Origin of the sequence: Cryobacterium sp. TMS1-13-1 (genome assembly GCF_004403125.1) — a bacterium.
GTDB classification, from domain to species: Bacteria; Actinomycetota; Actinomycetes; order Actinomycetales; family Microbacteriaceae; genus Cryobacterium; species Cryobacterium levicorallinum.
Genome location: NZ_SOGX01000008.1, coordinates 272,198 through 287,679, shown reverse-complemented (window position 1 = coordinate 287,679; position 15,482 = coordinate 272,198). Strand labels below are relative to the sequence as shown.

At 67.4% G+C, this 15,482-nt stretch carries 16 protein-coding genes and 1 pseudogene; 3 read left to right on the top strand and 14 right to left on the bottom strand.

The annotated features are described in order from the left end of the window. A pseudogene (locus tag E3T31_RS17725) lies at positions 1-249 on the top strand (hypothetical protein); the annotation flags it as partial. 122 nt (positions 250-371) lie between these two features. After that, complete coding sequence (locus tag E3T31_RS18500; protein ID WP_255454037.1) at positions 372-503, top strand: hypothetical protein; 132 nt, start codon at positions 372-374, stop codon at positions 501-503. On the opposite strand, the gene E3T31_RS08180 is transcribed toward E3T31_RS18500, so the two are convergent. From E3T31_RS08180 to hemE, 12 genes are all read right to left on the bottom strand, one after another. Next, on the bottom strand, positions 500-877 hold the full coding sequence (locus tag E3T31_RS08180) for a hypothetical protein (protein ID WP_134468282.1): 378 nt from the start codon (positions 875-877) through the stop codon (positions 500-502). The two genes, E3T31_RS18500 and E3T31_RS08180, sit on opposite strands and share 4 nt — an antisense overlap. Before the next feature lie 124 nt (positions 878-1,001). After that, positions 1,002-2,375, bottom strand: a complete 1,374-nt coding sequence (gene hemL, locus E3T31_RS08175) for a glutamate-1-semialdehyde 2,1-aminomutase (RefSeq protein ID WP_134468281.1) — start codon at positions 2,373-2,375, stop codon at positions 1,002-1,004. Beyond that, the gene (gene hemB, locus E3T31_RS08170; protein ID WP_092448142.1) at positions 2,372-3,355 is read right to left on the bottom strand and encodes a porphobilinogen synthase; all 984 of its coding nucleotides are present in this window, start codon (positions 3,353-3,355) and stop codon (positions 2,372-2,374) included. The genes hemL and hemB overlap by 4 nt, the downstream gene beginning before the upstream one ends. Before the next feature lie 58 nt (positions 3,356-3,413). Beyond that, on the bottom strand, positions 3,414-4,202 hold the full coding sequence (locus tag E3T31_RS08165; protein WP_134468280.1) for a uroporphyrinogen-III synthase: 789 nt from the start codon (positions 4,200-4,202) through the stop codon (positions 3,414-3,416). A 4-nt stretch (positions 4,203-4,206) separates the two neighbouring features. Next, positions 4,207-5,160: a hydroxymethylbilane synthase gene (gene hemC, locus E3T31_RS08160; RefSeq protein WP_134468279.1), complete on the bottom strand. Its 954-nt coding sequence runs from the start codon at positions 5,158-5,160 to the stop codon at positions 4,207-4,209. Next, positions 5,157-6,281: a ferrochelatase gene (locus tag E3T31_RS08155; protein WP_134468278.1), complete on the bottom strand. Its 1,125-nt coding sequence runs from the start codon at positions 6,279-6,281 to the stop codon at positions 5,157-5,159. The genes hemC and E3T31_RS08155 overlap by 4 nt, the downstream gene beginning before the upstream one ends. After that, a complete protein-coding gene (hemQ, locus tag E3T31_RS08150; protein WP_134468277.1) occupies positions 6,281-7,033 on the bottom strand; it encodes a hydrogen peroxide-dependent heme synthase in 753 nt (250 codons plus the stop codon). The genes E3T31_RS08155 and hemQ overlap by 1 nt, the downstream gene beginning before the upstream one ends. Positions 7,034-7,105: 72 nt before the next feature. Continuing rightward, positions 7,106-7,354 carry a DUF3618 domain-containing protein gene (locus E3T31_RS08145; RefSeq protein ID WP_134468276.1) on the bottom strand — a complete coding sequence of 83 codons (249 nt, stop codon included), beginning with the start codon at positions 7,352-7,354 and terminating at the stop codon, positions 7,106-7,108. Beyond that, the gene (locus E3T31_RS08140) at positions 7,341-7,760 is read right to left on the bottom strand and encodes a phage holin family protein (RefSeq protein WP_134468275.1); all 420 of its coding nucleotides are present in this window, start codon (positions 7,758-7,760) and stop codon (positions 7,341-7,343) included. The genes E3T31_RS08145 and E3T31_RS08140 overlap by 14 nt, the downstream gene beginning before the upstream one ends. A gap of 75 nt (positions 7,761-7,835) precedes the next feature. Beyond that, positions 7,836-8,249, bottom strand: coding sequence for a hypothetical protein (locus E3T31_RS17720; RefSeq protein WP_166788430.1), 414 nt, complete (start codon positions 8,247-8,249; stop codon positions 7,836-7,838). 225 nt (positions 8,250-8,474) lie between these two features. Then, on the bottom strand, positions 8,475-10,127 hold the full coding sequence (locus tag E3T31_RS08130) for an NAD(P)/FAD-dependent oxidoreductase (RefSeq protein WP_134468274.1): 1,653 nt from the start codon (positions 10,125-10,127) through the stop codon (positions 8,475-8,477). 8 nt (positions 10,128-10,135) lie between these two features. Further along, the gene (hemE, locus tag E3T31_RS08125) at positions 10,136-11,242 is read right to left on the bottom strand and encodes a uroporphyrinogen decarboxylase (RefSeq protein ID WP_134468273.1); all 1,107 of its coding nucleotides are present in this window, start codon (positions 11,240-11,242) and stop codon (positions 10,136-10,138) included. A 72-nt stretch (positions 11,243-11,314) separates the two neighbouring features. On the opposite strand from hemE, the gene E3T31_RS08120 reads away from it, so the two are divergent. Further along, positions 11,315-12,694 (top strand): glutamyl-tRNA reductase, encoded by a 1,380-nt coding sequence (locus tag E3T31_RS08120; protein ID WP_134468272.1) that lies wholly within the window; start codon positions 11,315-11,317, stop codon positions 12,692-12,694. A 116-nt stretch (positions 12,695-12,810) separates the two neighbouring features. Here the strand turns inward: E3T31_RS08120 and E3T31_RS08115 are convergent, their stop codons facing one another. Together E3T31_RS08115 and E3T31_RS08110 are read right to left on the bottom strand one after the other, a co-directional pair. Then, complete coding sequence (locus tag E3T31_RS08115; RefSeq protein ID WP_134468271.1) at positions 12,811-13,860, bottom strand: alcohol dehydrogenase catalytic domain-containing protein; 1,050 nt, start codon at positions 13,858-13,860, stop codon at positions 12,811-12,813. Between the two features lie 73 nt (positions 13,861-13,933). Next, on the bottom strand, positions 13,934-15,319 hold the full coding sequence (locus tag E3T31_RS08110) for a glycine--tRNA ligase (protein WP_134468270.1): 1,386 nt from the start codon (positions 15,317-15,319) through the stop codon (positions 13,934-13,936). Positions 15,320-15,482: the final 163 nt, after the last annotated feature.

Here is a 15,482-nt window from a genome sequence, read left to right as displayed (position 1 = left end):
GCCGTCGCCGACCCCGACGGCACCGTCCACTGGACCAGCCCCGCCGGCAAACACTACGCCACCGACCCCGCCACCCGCATCAACCCAACGCGACAACAACAAGCAGCACCACAGGCAGCCCCGCCACCGCCCGACCCGCCCGCACCGCTGCCGCCAGCCGAACAGAGGAGCGACCCGCGGAGTGGCGACTGGAACACCCCCTCGAACACCGACTGGAACACCAACGACACCAATCCGAAACCGTTCTAGGATCCAGCGCCTCAAATTCGATCGTTACGTCGCTGCCCTGTCACTGGTCCAACATCAACAGCTCGATGCGCTGAACCAGACGGGCCTAGATTTATTTGGGGCCCGACGCGGGCCGTGCGCTCGTGTTGTTCACGACCGCATCGATGGTGCTCGCCGCGTGCGTGCTTCGCAGCGGTGGTCCGCGCTACACTCGCGCGGCATTGATTCAGGGCACGCTTCCGCTGATCGGCTTCGTGTTGTTCTTGTTCGCCTAGCTGGTCGGCTTGGCGGGCATCGGCTCGACCGGCAGCTTCAGCGAGTCGACGAAGTCGGCCGCGTGCTGGCTGGTGAGAATAACGCGGGCGAATTCTTCGTCGACCAGGTCGATCACCACGGCCGGGCGGTGACGCTTGATCGAGACGAAGTCCTTGCCGCCGTGAAACTTCCAGGTTCCGGCCGCCAGCACGAGCGGAATCATCGATCCGGGTGAGCGGATACCGCGCAGCCAGATCCACGGATCTTCCGTGATGATCACCGAGCGGATGTTCTCCCGCTGCACCACGATCGAGTCACGCCGCAGCGCGAGCGTTCTTTCCGCGCGCGTCAAGTGGATCTCGAGCCGGTCGGAATGCACGCTCAGGGAAGCCATTGTTCCAGTCTGCCCGGTCCGGCCCGAAAACTCGTTGTCTGACGCGAACAAAGCAGTAATGTCCCAGCGCAGGAAGTCTCCAACTGAAGCAAACGCTCCCGGCGGTCCGGGAGCGTTTGCTCAATTAGACCGTTGGCTGGGCAGCCGCTGCAGCTTTGGCCGCGGCGGGCAGCGCCTCGAAGATGCGCCCGATCGCGCTCTGATCGTGTGCGTCGGAGACGAACCAGGCCTCGAACACGCTCGGCGGCAGCGAGACGCCGCCATCGAGCATGGCGTGAAAGAACGGGGCGTAGCGAAAAGCCTCCTGGCGCTGCACATCGGCGTAGGTGCGCGGAGCCGAACCCTGCGCCTCCTCGCCGAACACGAAGCTGAACAGGTTGCCGGCCCGCTGCACCCGGTGCGCGACGCCCTCGGCGGCGAGCGAGGCAGAAACAGCCTCAGAGAGGATGATGGCGGTTGCGTTGAGCCGGTCGTACACGCTCTCGTCGAGCAGGTTGAGCGTGGCGATGCCCGCCGCAACCGCGACCGGGTTGCCCGACAACGTTCCGGCTTGGTAGACCGGGCCGGTCGGTGCCAGAAAGTCCATCACGTCGGCCCGGCCACCGAGGGCGGCAACGGGCAGGCCGCCGCCGATGATCTTGCCGAAGGCGAGCAGGTCGGGCGTGTAAAACTCTTCACCGGCCGACTCGAGACTGCTGGTCTCGAGTCCCCAGAAGCCCGAGGGACTCACTCGAAAACCGGTGAGCACCTCGTCGAGGATGAGCAGGGAACCGTTCTCGTGCGCGATCGCCGACAGGGCCGCGTTGAAGCCGGTATCCGGCGCGACGACGCCCATATTAGCGGCGGCAGCCTCGGTGATGATCGCGGCGATGCGCCCCGGGTGTGCCTCAAAGGCGGCGCGCACGGCGTCGAGGTCGTTGTACGGCAACACGAGGGTCTGCGCGGCGGTCGCGGTCGTGACGCCGGCCGAACCGGGCAGGGCGAGGGTAGCGAGACCGGAACCGGCCTGGGCCAGCAGGCCGTCGGAGTGGCCGTGGTAGTGCCCGGCGAACTTGATCAGCAGGTCACGTCCGGTGAAACCGCGGGCCAGTCGGATGGCGGTCATGGTCGCCTCGGTGCCGGTGGACACCAAGCGCAGCTTTTCGACCGCGCCGACCCGCTCGGCGACGAGCTCGGCCAGTTCGGTCTCGGCGGGCGTCGAGGCGCCAAAGGACAGGCCGAGAGCGGCGGCATCCTGAACGGCCCTGATGACCTCGGGATGGGCGTGGCCCAGAATGGCCGGTCCCCAGGAGTTGACGAGGTCGACGTATTCGCGACCGTCGGAGTCGGTGACATAGGCGCCGGCGGCCTTCACCAGAAACAGCGGGGTGCCGCCGACCGAGCCAAAGGCCCGCACCGGCGAGTTCACCCCCCCGGGGATGACCTTTCGGGCCCGGTCGAATAGCTCGTCGTTGCGGGTGGCCACGTGGTGCACTTCGGTTGACAGTGTGTCGGTCATGCTCGCTCCTCCTTGAGCCAGGTGGCCAATTCAACGGCCCAATAGGTAAGTACAGCGTCGGCACCGGCCCGACGGATGCTCAGCACCGACTCTTCGACGGCGCGGCGCCGGTCGATCCAGCCCTGCGCAGCTGCGGCTTCGATCATGGCGTATTCGCCAGAGACTTGATATGCCCAAACGGGAATATCACTCATCGCGGCGACCTCGGCGAGCACGTCAAGGTAGCTGCCGGCCGGTTTGACCATGACGATGTCGGCGCCCTCGTCAATGTCCAGCTGGGCTTCGCGTACGCCCTCGCGTCGATTCGCCGGGTCGAGCTGGTAGGTGCGGCGGTCGCCGACCAAGGTCGAGGCGACGGCCTCCCGGAACGGGCCGTAGTAGGCCGAGGCGTACTTGGCCGAGTAAGCCAGCACAGCGGTGTCTTCGAAACCATTGGAGTCGAGGGTTTCGCGCACGGCGGCGACCTGGCCGTCCATCATGCCGGAGAGGCCGAGCAGCGCGGAGCCGGCGCTCGCCTGGGCCAGCGCCATGTCGCGGTAGCGTTCGAGGGTCGCGTCGTTGTCGACATGGCCATCGGCGGCTAGCACGCCACAATGGCCGTGGTCGGTGAATTCATCCAGGCACAAGTCGGTCTGCACCACGAGCGCATCACCGATCTCGTCGACGAGAGCACGGGTGGCCAGGTTGAGGATTCCGTTGGGATCGGTCGCGCCGGTCCCGGTCGCGTCGCGCACCTCTGGCACTCCGAACAGCATGATGCCCCCGACACCAGCTTCTGCCGCCTCAGCCACGGCCCGACGGGCGCTGTCGATGCTGTGCTGCACGACGCCGGGCATCGAGCTGATCGGCCGCTGCTCGTTGCCCTCACGAATGAACATGGGGAGCACGAGCTCGGCCGGGTGGAGACGGATTTCACTTGCCAGGCGACGAAGCGCGCCGCTGGTGCGCAGCCGTCGTGGGCGGATAACGGGTTTGGTCACCCCTTTACACTACGCCGCCCGGCTGTGCATTTCGTTATCGGCTCGTTACCGGGCTGGGTCAGGCTGCTGGCGTGCTCCCCGCGAGTGCTGCATCGACGAGTGCATCGATGAGTGACTCGGCGCTGCGCTCCGAGGCGACAACGTCGACGCGCAGTCCGAGGGCCCGGGAGTCCCTGGCGGTCTGCGGGCCGATGCAGGCAACCAGGGTGCGTTCGGGAATGTCCCCGAACTGTTCGCGCACTTGACGAGCAACGCTGCCGCTCGTGACGAGTACGGCGTGCACGAGGCCAGCCTTAACGTCGGCGACCACCTGGTCGCTGACCGGAACACCGATGGTGCGGTAAGCGACGACCGATTCAACGTCGTGGCCGACGCGGCGCAGTCCCTCGCTGAGCAGCGGCTTGGCGATCTCACTGCGCAGGGTGAGCACGCGCAACGGAATAACCCCAGCGGTCGCGGTTTCCCATTCCTCGAGCAGTCCTCGGGCGGAGTTGTCTTCGGAGGGCACGATGTCCACGTGGTAGCCGGCCGCGATGAGTGCGGCGGCCGTGGTCTCACCGACGGCGGCGATGCGGGTTCCCGGGGCGACGACCGCGCGGTGCGACGAGAGTACATCGACGGTCGTGGCGCTGGTGATGGTCATCCAGTCGAAATCCCCGGCGGCCAGACGGGTCAGCGCCGCGTTCAGAGCCGGGGCGTCATCGGTGGCGGCGAAGTTGATCATCGGTGCGACGATCGGATGCGCGCCCTTGGCGCGCAGGTTCGCTGCGACCTGGTCGCCCCAGGGGCCGCCGCGCGGAACGAGAACTCGCCAGCCCGCGAGGGGCTTGGTCAGTCGATTGGTCACGTGGTCACTCAGTCACTTTCAGGGGAGCGAACTCGGCCGCGCCACCGGCCAGAAGATCTATGGACACTCGTTCGGCCACGTCGAGTGCGGCTTCGGTGAGATGGGGTGCGGAGTGGGAATCGGGCGTCGCCGCGTGCGAGCTGGTGATCTTGCGGGATCCATCCGGGCTGTACACGGTTGCGGTGAGAAAGAGCAGTCCATCGTCGACCGCGGCGGTGGCGCCGATCGGCGCGGCGCAACCGGCCTCCAGTCGGGCCAGCACGGTGCGTTCGGCGGTGGTTGTCGCCTGAGTAGAGCCATGGTTCATCGCCGCGAGTGCCACGCCGAGGAGGCGCTCCGGCTTGCCGTCACGCACCTCGATCGCGAGCGCACCCTGGCCGGGAGCGGTCGGCCAGGCCGACAGCTCAAGAAACTCCGGCGCGAGGGATTCGAGACGACCGAGACGACCGAGGCCGGCCGCGGCCAGCACGACGGCGTCGAGGTCGCCCTCGGCGACGCGCCCGATCCGAGTGTCGATGTTGCCGCGAATGTCCACGATCGTGAGGTCGGGACGACGCTCCAGCAACTGGGCGACGCGGCGGGGCGAACCCGTACCGACGCGGGCCCCCTCCGGAAGGGTATCGAGGGTGAAGCCGGCGCGCGCGACCAGCACGTCGCGGGCATCCGCTCTCTTGGGGATTGCGCCAATGCGCAGGCCTGCGTGGGCCTCGGTCGGCAGATCTTTGAACGAGTGCACGATGACGTCGCACTCGTCATTCAGCAGGGCTTCGCGCAGGGCGCTCGCGAACACTCCGGTGCCGCCGAGGCTCGAGAGCGGCTCGGTGGAGGTATCGCCGTGCGTGGTGACGCGCACGATTTCAACTTCGACGCCGGCCGACGCCGCGATGCGGTTCACGATCGTCTGGGTCTGGGCGAGGGCGAGGGCGCTGGCGCGCGTTCCCACCCGGATGACGGTCACGGTGCCAGCCCCGCGACGGCCGGCTTGAAGCCGAGCCGCACGTTCTCGCAGCAGCCGGGGCGGCAGACGTCGTACCAGGGACCGAGGTTGGTTGCGGCCGGACGGTCTTCGACCGGGGTGTCATTGAGGCGTTCCTCGATCAGGTCGACGAGGCCGCTGACGAAGTCGGGCGAGACCCCGGGGGTCGGCACGCGCACGGCGTGAATCCCGAACTTCGCACTGGTTTCCATCGCTTCATTGTCGAGGTCCCACATGACCTCCATGTGATCGCTCACGAAACCAAGCGGCACAATGATCACAGCACGGATGCCGCGGGCCGGCAGCAGGGCGATCGCATCGTTGATGTCGGGTTCGAGCCACGGCATGCTGGGCGGGCCACTGCGGGACTGGTAGACCAGCTGCCATTGCGTTTTGACCGGGGTGGACGCGTCTCCGGGTTCCACGAGGGCGTCCATGACGACCTGGGCGACGGCGCGGTGCTGCGCCTCGTAGGCGCCACCCTCGCCAAATCCGCGATCGGCCGGGCCGCTCTTGTTAGCGTCCGTCATCGGGATCGAGTGGGTCGAGAACAGAATCTCGACCTCGGATTCGACGTCGATGCCGGGCATGGCCGCGACGACATCCTCGAGTCCTTGGGTGACACCGGTGATGAACGGGGTGACGAAGCCGGGGTGGTCGAAGAACTGGCGGATCTTGTCGATGTGGACCGTGTCGTTCAGGCCCTTGTCGGTCAGGGCTGCGGCGAAGTCTTCACGGTACTGGCGGCATCCGCTGTAGGAACTGTAGGCACTCGTCGCGATCGCGAGCAGGCGGTTTTGGCCAGCATCGTGGGCGTCGGAGATGGTGTCGCGCAGATACGGTGCCCAGTTGCGGTTGCCCCAAATGACCGGCAGGTTGATGCCGCGACGGTCGAGTTCGACCTGCAGGGCCGCCTTGAGCACCCGGTTCTGGTCGTTGATGGGGCTCACGCCGCCGAAGTGGCGGTAGTGGGTGGCGACCTCTTCGAGGCGCTCTTCCGGGATGCCGCGACCACCGGTCACGTTGCGCAGGAACGGAATCACGTCGTCCTGGCCCTCTGGACCACCGAAACCGGCCAGCAAGACGGCGTCGTACTGGGCCATTACTGCAGAACCTCGACGAGCTCGGCGGTCGAGATGCGGCGTCCGGTATAGAACGGGATCTCTTCGCGCACGTGGCGACGCGCCTCGGTGTCACGCAGGCCACGCATGAGGTCGACGAGCTCGGTGAGCTCGTCGCTCTCGATCGGCAGCAGCCATTCGTAGTCGCCGAGGGCGAAGGCGGAGACGGTGTTCGCGATCGCACCACGGTAGGCGGCGCCCTTGCGGCCGTGGTCGGCGAGCATGCGGCTGCGGTCTTCGTCGGGCAGCAGGTACCACTCGAAGCTGCGCACGAAGGGGTAGACGGTCATCCAGGCCTTGGGCTCGACTCCGCGCAGGAATCCGGGCACGTGGCTCTTGTTGAACTCGGCGTCCCGATGCACGCCCATGGCGTTCCAGGTCGGCAACAGGCTCTTCAGCAGGCGGCTGCGGCGCAGCTCACGGTTCGCCCACTGCAGGGTCTCTGCCTCGGGCGCGTGGGTCCAGATCATGACATCGGAATCGGCCTTGAGGCCGGAGACATCGTAGAAGCCGCGCACGGTGACGCCCTCGGCTTCGATCAAGGCCACCACGTCGTCGAGCTCGTTCACGGCGTGCGGAACATCGCGGCCGTCGAGATCATCGGGGTTGTGCGGGTCTCTTCGCAGCACGGTAAAGAGGGTGAATCCTTGCGGCGAAGCCGCGGGTACCTCGGTATCGGTGGGAGTGGTGGGCTGAACGCTGGTTACTGCCTCTCCGGCAGCCGGGTGAGTCATGGGTCTATTTTGCTCTGAATTGCCCCTACTACCAAAATGAGCAGTGCGGTTGCTGTGAACCCACCCCGCTTGCTACCGGTTTTTGGCCACCGCGGAGGCGCCGAACCAGACGATGACACCGACCACGGTCGCCGCACCGAGGGCGATGCCGACGAGGGCGGCCGGGCTGTCTTCGCCGAGTTGGTGCAGGGCGTGGGTCAGGCGGCGGCGCTTGATGCGCAGCTGCTTGGGGATATTGAGCTTGTACTCGATCGCATCGAGCGTCGAGGCGAGCTCGGCGCGAGCGTGTCGGGCTTCGGCGCGCAGGTCATTTGTGGTCATATTCGCCAACTCCCTTGAATGCATCAACGTCGTGACGGATGCTCGCGTGCACGCCCTCCGGGTCGGGTTTCGTTGCCGCCTTCACCCGGTTGACACCGATGAGCACGAGGAGTGCGGCAATGAGCAGGAGCACGACCAGCACGATGAGCGTGGCAAGCCAGAGCGGCAGCACGAGGGCCAGCAAGATCACGAAGAGGGCAACGAGCACCCCGAGCGCGAAGAACAGAAAAGCCCCGGCCACGATGAAGAGGCTGGCACCGATGCCGAAATTCTTGGCTTTGGCGGTGAACTCGGCCTTGAAGGCATCGAGTTCGGCTTTCACGAGAGCGCTGATCTGGCCGGGCAGTTCCCCGATCAGCGCGAGCAACGGACGTTTGCTCTTCGGGTTGAATCCACTGCTAGTCACGAATTGCCTTCCCTGTTTTCGGGTGTCGTCGGGGTGTCGCGCCCGGCGGTGTAACGGGTGTCCGAATTCTACGAGCTACTGGGCGTCGTCAGCCGAAGGCTTGGCCTTGGCCGTCGGTGTCGGCTTCTCGGTCGCCTTCGGCTTCGCGGCGGCCGTGCGGCTCGTCGTGGTGCTGGCCGTGGCTGCGGGGGCGGCGGCATCCGCTTTCGCTGACGTTGTCGAGGTCTGGGCAGCCGCCTTCTTGTTCTTCTTCTTTTTGGCGACAGCCTGCGTGACGGCCTTCTTGCCGGCGTTGTACAGGGTTACGGGAACGTCGCCGACGAGTTCGAGCGCGGCGTCGCGCACCTCGGTCACCCGGCGTTGCACAGGTTTGGCGTTCCAGAGGTCATTGGCGGCGGCGGCGATCTGGTCGTAACGTTTGCGGCCGGCGCGTGCACCGAGCACATAGCCAACGAGTCCGCCCGTGATGAACAGAAGCTTTCCGCGCATTGAGTCTCCACTTTCGTAAGGTCTCCCCAGAGTAACCCGGTTCGCCGTTTCGATCTCGGGTGATGCCCGGGTATGTCTCGGAGTGCTCGTATCAATACAGGAAGTGCACAGTTTGGGGCACCTGCGCGCCCACCGTTCGGGGGCCCGTGCATAACTGCGGAGAATCCGGCGAATCGGGCCGCATTCGCGGTTCAAGACGAGGATCTCCGCGGTTCGGTACCACGACTACGCGTCCGGCCCGGTGATGGTCAGGCCGAGGGCGGCGTGGCGGATGCGGTCGCCGGCCTGGAGTGCGTGTGGGATGACCGAGGCGAGGCCGGTTCCGGCCAGCCAGGCACCGGTGATCTCCATTGCGGGGGTCGCGGCGACGGCCTCGCGCACCTGCTGCGCGCGTTCCGGAGCACCGAGGGTGGCCGGCGACAGGGCGTCGCGCCACTCGGTGCGGGCGAAAGCGCGCACCGCGGCCGCTGCCAGTGGCACACCGAGCAGGGCGCTCGCGTCGTGCAGAGCGAGGGCCTGCAGCTCCGCGTCGCTCAGGTCGTCGGTTGGGTTGGGCTGACCGGCGCGGCCGTAAGACAGCCGCACGACGTGGCGGCCGGGGCCGGCCGCTTCGGCGACCCAGGCCCACTTCGCGGTGACGTGGGTGAGCGCTTTCGCGGTGACGTCGGGGGCATCGGCCGAGACGAGCACGCCGGTGCCGCGTGGGTGCGCGTCGAGGGCTGGCGCATCGAGCACGAGCGTGGTGAGGGTGACGGCAGTCGGTGCTGGCCAGTCGAGCTCGGCGAGGGCGTCGAACTGGTCACCAAGCGGGTTGACCAGGCGCAGTGCCTGCGCGCCCTGGGTCGCGATGATGAGGTAACGGGCGGTGAGGGTGCTGGTGGTTCGCTCGGCAGCGGGCGCGGTGCTCTCGGCGGGCGTGCGGTCGGTCGGTCGAGCAAGCGGCGCGGCGGGGTCGGTCGGCGCACCTGCGTCAGCGGGCGAGGCGCTGTCGGTCGGGGCGGCGGGGTCGGTCGGGGCGGCGGGGTCGGTCGGGGCGGCGGGGTTGGCCGGGGCCGCATCCGCTTGCCGGGTGACGGTGACGGACCAGGTCGGCGCGTCGTCGGCGCCCGAGCGGGCCAGTGCTGTGGCCGTGGTTCCGGTCAGAATCGCCACGTCGTGGCGTTGCAGGGCGGCCACGATCGCGGCGGGCAGGCTGGCCATTCCGCCGAGCAGGCCGCCGACGTTAGACCCGGCCGGGGCGCCAGCACGCAGGGCCGAGACCGCGCCGGAGAGCGAGCCGGCCGTGGTGAGGGCACGGTTGAGTCCGGGGGCGACCACATCGATCTCGAGGTCGACGGCGCTCGTCGTGTAGACGCCAGACGCGACGGGTTCCACCAGCCGGTCGAGCACGCGCTGGCCCATGCGCTTCTTCACGAGGTCGCCGAGGCTGTGCTCGCGGCCGATCGTGAGCACGGGCATGAGCCGGTCGGCGTAAGCGCGCAGCGACCCCTTCCAGCCAATGACGCGGCGCACGTCGTCGGCGAGCGGTGAACCGGGGATTCCTAGAACGCCGGCCTTGGGCAGCGGAACGCTCATCGCGGCATCCGCTTGTTTGAGGGCCGGCAAGTGCAGCCAGGCCCCGGCGATATTGGGGGCCACGATCTGGTCGGTGAGGCCGAGATCCTCGATGAACGACGCGACCGTGCCTCCGCGCACAGCGAAGCTCTCGGCGCCGCTGTCGAGGGTGAGCCCGTCGAGAACGTGGCCGGCGACCGGGCCGCCGACGGCATCCGTTGTCTCGATGACGGTCACGGCCAGGCCGACCTGGGCGCATTCGCGGGCGGCGACCAGGCCGGCCACTCCGCCGCCGATGACGAGAACGTCGATTGGTCTGGTCATGCTGGCTCCTACTCGGCCGCGCTGACGTCGTGCACGAGGCTGACCAGGCGGGTGAGCACGTCGGGGTCGGTGTCGGGTGGAACGCCGTGGCCGAGGTTGAGCACGTGCGAGGGCGCGCTGCGTCCGCGTTCGAGGACGTCGCGCACGTGCGCTTCGAGCACGGGCCACGGCGCCGTCAGCAGGGCCGGGTCGACGTTTCCCTGTACCGGAACGGCTCCGCCGAGTCGGCGGTTGGCCTCATCGAGCGGCACCCGGTAGTCGACGCCCACGACGTCGGCGCCGATATTGTGCATTTCTTTCAGCAGTTCGCCGGTGCCCACGCCGAAATGCACGATCGGTACATTGCGATCAGCGCCGTTGACGCTGTAGCTGAGGTCGCGCACATGCGCGATCGCTGCCGCCGAAGCTGGCGCAACGGATGCCGCATAGTCGGCCAGCGACAGCGCTCCGGCCCACGAGTCAAACAGTTGGGCAGCGCTCGCGCCGGCGAGCACCTGGGCGCGCAGGAACCGGCCGGTGACATTGGCGGTCCAGGCCATGAGCCGCGCCCACGCTTCGGGCTCAGCGTGCATGAGGGTGCGGGCGTGGATGTGATCCTTCGACGGACCGCCCTCGACCAGGTATGCGGCCAGGGTGAAGGGCGCGCCGGCGAAGCCGATCAGCGGGGTCGATCCGAGCTGGGACACCGCGCGACCCACGGCGTCGCGAATCGGCGCGAGGGCCTCATCGAGAATGGCGGGATCCAGGGCGGTGAGCTCGTCGACATCCGCTGACGTGCGCACGGCCTTGCCGAGCACCGGGCCCTTGCCGGCCACAATCGTCACGTCGACACCGACGAGCTTGAGTGGAACGACGATGTCGCTGAAGAAGATTCCGGCGTCGACGTTGTGGCGCCGCACCGGCTGCAGCGAAATTTCGCTCGCCAGTTCGGGGTCGAGGCACACGTCGAGCATGCGCGTACCGACGCGCAGTTCGCGGTATTCGGGCAGTGATCGCCCGGCCTGGCGCATGAACCACACCGGGGTCACGTCGGGTCGAACGCCCTGATAGGCCTGAATCAGGCGGGAGTCGGCGGTGAGGCCGGAGGAGAGTGGATGCTGCGCGTCGAGGATCATCCCCCCCATCCTCTCAAACATCCCTGACGATGCGCGCCGAAAGCGTACAGCAATAAGTCGTAGAATTGGGCAGTGCTCATTCTTCTGTCGGCCAGTCACAAAAACTCCACCTTCGATGTGCTGGAGAAATTGTCTGTCGGCGGAAGCGCTGCGGCCACCCGCATGGTCGAGCAGCACGGTCGGCTCAGCGGTGCCGTCGTCGTCGCGACCTGCAACCGCTTCGAGGCCTACCTCGATCTCGATGAACCCTACGGCGTGTCGCCGCTGCCCGCCGTGTACGCGGCGATCGAAGCCGTGAGCGCGAGCACCGGCGTCGCCGAAGACACCCTGCGTGACAATCTCACCCTCGTGCACGGCAATGGCGTCGCCGAGCACCTGTTCGCCGTGACCAGCGGCCTCGAATCGGTCGTCGTCGGCGAGGTCGAGATCGCCGGCCAGGTGCGGCGCGCACTGGAACAGGCTCGCGCCGATGGCACCACGAGCCCCGAACTTGAGCGTCTGTTTCAGCGCGCCTCCCAGACTTCTCGCGGCGTCAAGAATCGCACCGGCATCGGCTCGGCCGGCCGCTCGATCGTGCGCCTCGCGCTCGAACTGGCCGAAAGCCGGGTCAGCGACTGGTCCAGCGCTCGAGTATTGCTGGTCGGTACCGGCCGCTACGCCGGCGCCTCGCTCGCCGCCCTGCGCGACCGCGGAGCCGAGAACGTTCGCGTCTACTCGCCGTCCGGGCGCGCCGTTGGATTCGCGACCTCGCACGGCATCGAAGCCGTTCCCGCTGCGGATTTTGCTGCCGAGGTGGCGCGTGCCGACGTTGTCGTCACCTGCACCCTGCGCGATGACCACGTGATCGATGCGGCCCTGATCAGTCGTGGCCGCGCCGAGATCGGCATTGATCCCTTCGCCATTTCGGGCGCCACCGCCGACGCTCCGACCCGCATCTGCCCGGCCGACGCCGGTCCAGAGGCGCCGCCGCAGCTCATCATCGACCTCGGCCTGCCCCGCAACGTCGCCCCCGACGTGACCCTGGTACCCGGCGTCGAGCTGCTCGACCTTGAAACCATCAGCATCCACGCCCCGCTCGAAGAGCTCAACGCCACGACCGAAGCCCGAGAAATCATCGGCAAGGCGGCCCGCAAGTTCTCCGACGTTGCCGAAGAGCAGAGCCTCACCCCGGCAGTGGTGGCGCTACGCAGCTACGTGTTCGAGCTGCGCGACGCCGAAATCGCCCGGGCCCGCAGCCGCGGCGATTCGAGCGAGGCGACCGAGTCGGCCCTGCGCCACCTGGCCGGCGTGCTGCTGCACACTCCCATGGTGCGGGCCCGCGAGCTCGCCCGCGCCGGCGAGCAAGACGCCTACCTCGGGGGCCTCGACGCCCTGTTCGGCATCGACGTGACGCTGCCCGCCACCGGCGCAGCGGATGCCGGCGCAGCGGATGCCGGCGCAATCGCCTCCTAGCTTTCCCGAACGGCCGACCGTGTCGGCCAGCCCTGAGCATCCGTTCAGCGCCGCCTGCTGATACCGACGGGCCAGGCGCTGCGGTCTCAGGGGCCAAACGAGGCAATTCGCGAGGGTCAGATCGGCCGGGTAACCTCGATCAGGGTGACTCCGGCGGCCGCACCGGGCGTGGACATAGCGGCGAGTGCCGCAGGCGCTTCGGCGAGGGTGATTCGGCGGCTGATCAAGTCCTGAGGGCGCAACCCACCGCTCAGCACAAGGTCCAGCAGCGCCGGATAGTCGTGGGCGGGCATGCCATGGCTGCCGAGCACGGTCAGTTCCCGCGCAATCACCGTGCCGAGCGGTATCCGCGGGTCGTCCGCCAGCAGGCCGATCTGCACGTGCCGCCCACGCGTTGCCAGGGAACGGATGCCGATGGCCACCGTATTCTCCCGGCCGAGCGCCTCGAGACTCACGTCTGCACCCCCTGATGCGAGCGCCCGAATGCGCTCGACCACCTCGTCGTCGGGCAGTTCGGCCGAGTTGACGACGTGAGCAGCTCCCACCCGGCTCGCCGCCTCGAGCGCGTCGGAATTGATGTCGACGGCGATGACGATGGCGCCGAGCGCCTGCCCAATCATGATCGCGCTTAGGCCGACTCCACCGCAGCCGACGACCACGAGGGTTTCGCCCGCCTGCAGCCGTGCCTGTTGCACGAGTCCGCGGTACGAGGTGGCGAACCGGCAGCCGAGCATCGCGGCAGCGCCGGCGTCGAGGTCATCGGGGATGGCGATGAGGTTCACGTCGGCGTTGTGCAGCGCGACCCGCTCGGCGTAGGACCCCCAGTGGGTGAATCCGGGCTGGGTCTGGTTGCGACAGACCTGTCCGTTGCCGGCGTCGCACTCCGGGCACTCGCCGCAGGCGCAGACGAACGGCACCGTCACGCGCTGACCAACCCGAAATCGGCGTACGAGCGGCCCGACAGCGTCGATCACGCCGACCAGTTCGTGGCCGGGAACGTGCGGCAGCGCAATGTCGGCGTCATGGCCGAGCCAGCCGTGCCAGTCGCTGCGGCAGAGTCCGGTCGCCTCGACCCGCACGATCACGCCGGCCGCACTTATCAACGGCTCTGGCACCTCGCGCAGCACCGGAAGCACGCCGAATTCTTCGAAATAGACCGCTTTCATGCTCTACAGTCTGCCCGACGGATGCCCGCGGCGCGGTTTTCGAGACCGAGTCGCGGCATCCGTTGGTTGAACGCTACGCGCCGCGGAGGCGCACGGCGAGGTATGCCTCGAGCTCGGCGAGCGGTACGCGCTCCTGCGCCATGGTGTCGCGGTCGCGTACGGTGACGGCCTGGTCGTCGAGCGAGTCGAAGTCGACCGTGATGCAGAACGGGGTGCCGATCTCGTCCTGGCGACGGTAGCGACGACCGATGGCGCCGGCGTCGTCGAAGTCGACGTTCCAGAGCTGGCGCAGGCTCGACGCCAGCTCGCGGGCCATCGGGGAGAGCTTCTCGTTGCGCGACAGCGGCAGGATGGCGGCCTTGACCGGCGACAGGCGCGGGTCAAGCTTGAGCACGGTGCGCTTGTCGACGCCGCCCTTATTGTTCGGGACCTCTTCTTCGACATAGGCATCGACCAGGAAGGCCATCAGCGACCGGGTCAGGCCGGCGGCCGGCTCGATCACCCAGGGCGTCCAGCGCTCGTTTTTGGTCTGGTCGAAGTAGGAGAGGTCTTTACCGGATGCCTTGGCGTGCGTCGACAGGTCGAAGTCGCCGCGGTTCGCCACGCCCTCGAGTTCGCCGAACTCGGTGCCGGTGAAGCCGAAGCGGTATTCGATGTCGACGGTGCGCTTGGAGTAGTGCGAGAGCTTCTCGGCCGGGTGCTCGAACAGGCGCAGGTTCTCGGGGTTGATGCCGAGGTCGGTGTACCACTTCATGCGGGTATCGATCCAGTACTGGTGCCAGGTCTCGTCCGTACCGGGCTCGACGAAGAATTCCATCTCCATCTGCTCGAACTCGCGGGTGCGAAAGATGAAGTTTCCGGGGGTGATCTCGTTGCGAAAGCTCTTGCCGATCTGGCCGATGCCGAACGGAGGCTTGGAGCGCGACGCCTGCAGCACGTTGGCGAAGTTCACGAAGATGCCCTGCGCGGTTTCGGGGCGCAGGTAGTGCATGCCGGCCTCGTCATCGACCGGGCCAAGGTAGGTCTTGAGCAGGCCGGAGAAGGCGCGCGGCTCGGTCCAGATGTGACGATTGCCGCAGTTCGGGCAGGCAATGTCGTCGAGGCCATTTTCGGGCGGGCGGCCCTTCTTCTCCTCATATTGCTCTTCGAGGTGGTCGGCGCGAAAACGCTTGTGGCAGCTCGTGCACTCGATCAGCGGGTCGCTGAAAACCTCGACGTGACCGGATGCTTCCCAGACCTGGCGAGGCAAAATGACGGAGGAGTCGAGGCCGACGACGTCGTCGCGGCTCGTGACCATCGAACGCCACCACTGCTTCTTAATGTTTTCCTTGAGCTCGACGCCGAGGGGTCCGTAGTCCCAGGCGGAGCGGGAACCGCCGTAGATCTCACCGGCCTGAAAAACGAAGCCGCGGTGGCGGGCGAGGGCGATGACGGAATCAAGATGAGTGGGCGTCGCCACGGTGGCTCCAATGGTCGAAGGCGCAGAATGCGGGCGAGTGCCCGGTTACCCATTTTACGCGCTCGATCCTGCGCCGATTCCCGCCCTGGTTCGGACAAGTTCTCGCGCGGAGGTAACGTAAGAAGGCAGATTCACAGCGTCTGCCATGGCTCAAGGAGGAGAA

Bases quoted from the DNA above. Each gene is read 5' to 3' on its own strand.
- E3T31_RS08145 (WP_134468276.1), bottom strand. From the start codon at position 7,354: ATGACCACAAATGACCTGCGCGCCGAAGCCCGACACGCTCGCGCCGAG.
- E3T31_RS17720 (WP_166788430.1), bottom strand. From the start codon at position 8,249: ATGCGCGGAAAGCTTCTGTTCATCACGGGCGGACTCGTTGGCTATGTG.
- E3T31_RS08130 (WP_134468274.1), bottom strand. From the start codon at position 10,127: ATGACCAGACCAATCGACGTTCTCGTCATCGGCGGCGGAGTGGCCGGC.
- hemQ (WP_134468277.1), bottom strand. From the start codon at position 7,033: ATGACTCACCCGGCTGCCGGAGAGGCAGTAACCAGCGTTCAGCCCACC.
- E3T31_RS08115 (WP_134468271.1), bottom strand. From the start codon at position 13,860: ATGAAAGCGGTCTATTTCGAAGAATTCGGCGTGCTTCCGGTGCTGCGC.
- hemE (WP_134468273.1), bottom strand. From the start codon at position 11,242: ATGATCCTCGACGCGCAGCATCCACTCTCCTCCGGCCTCACCGCCGAC.
- E3T31_RS08180 (WP_134468282.1), bottom strand. From the start codon at position 877: ATGGCTTCCCTGAGCGTGCATTCCGACCGGCTCGAGATCCACTTGACG.
- E3T31_RS08155 (WP_134468278.1), bottom strand. From the start codon at position 6,281: ATGGCCCAGTACGACGCCGTCTTGCTGGCCGGTTTCGGTGGTCCAGAG.
- hemL (WP_134468281.1), bottom strand. From the start codon at position 2,375: ATGACCGACACACTGTCAACCGAAGTGCACCACGTGGCCACCCGCAAC.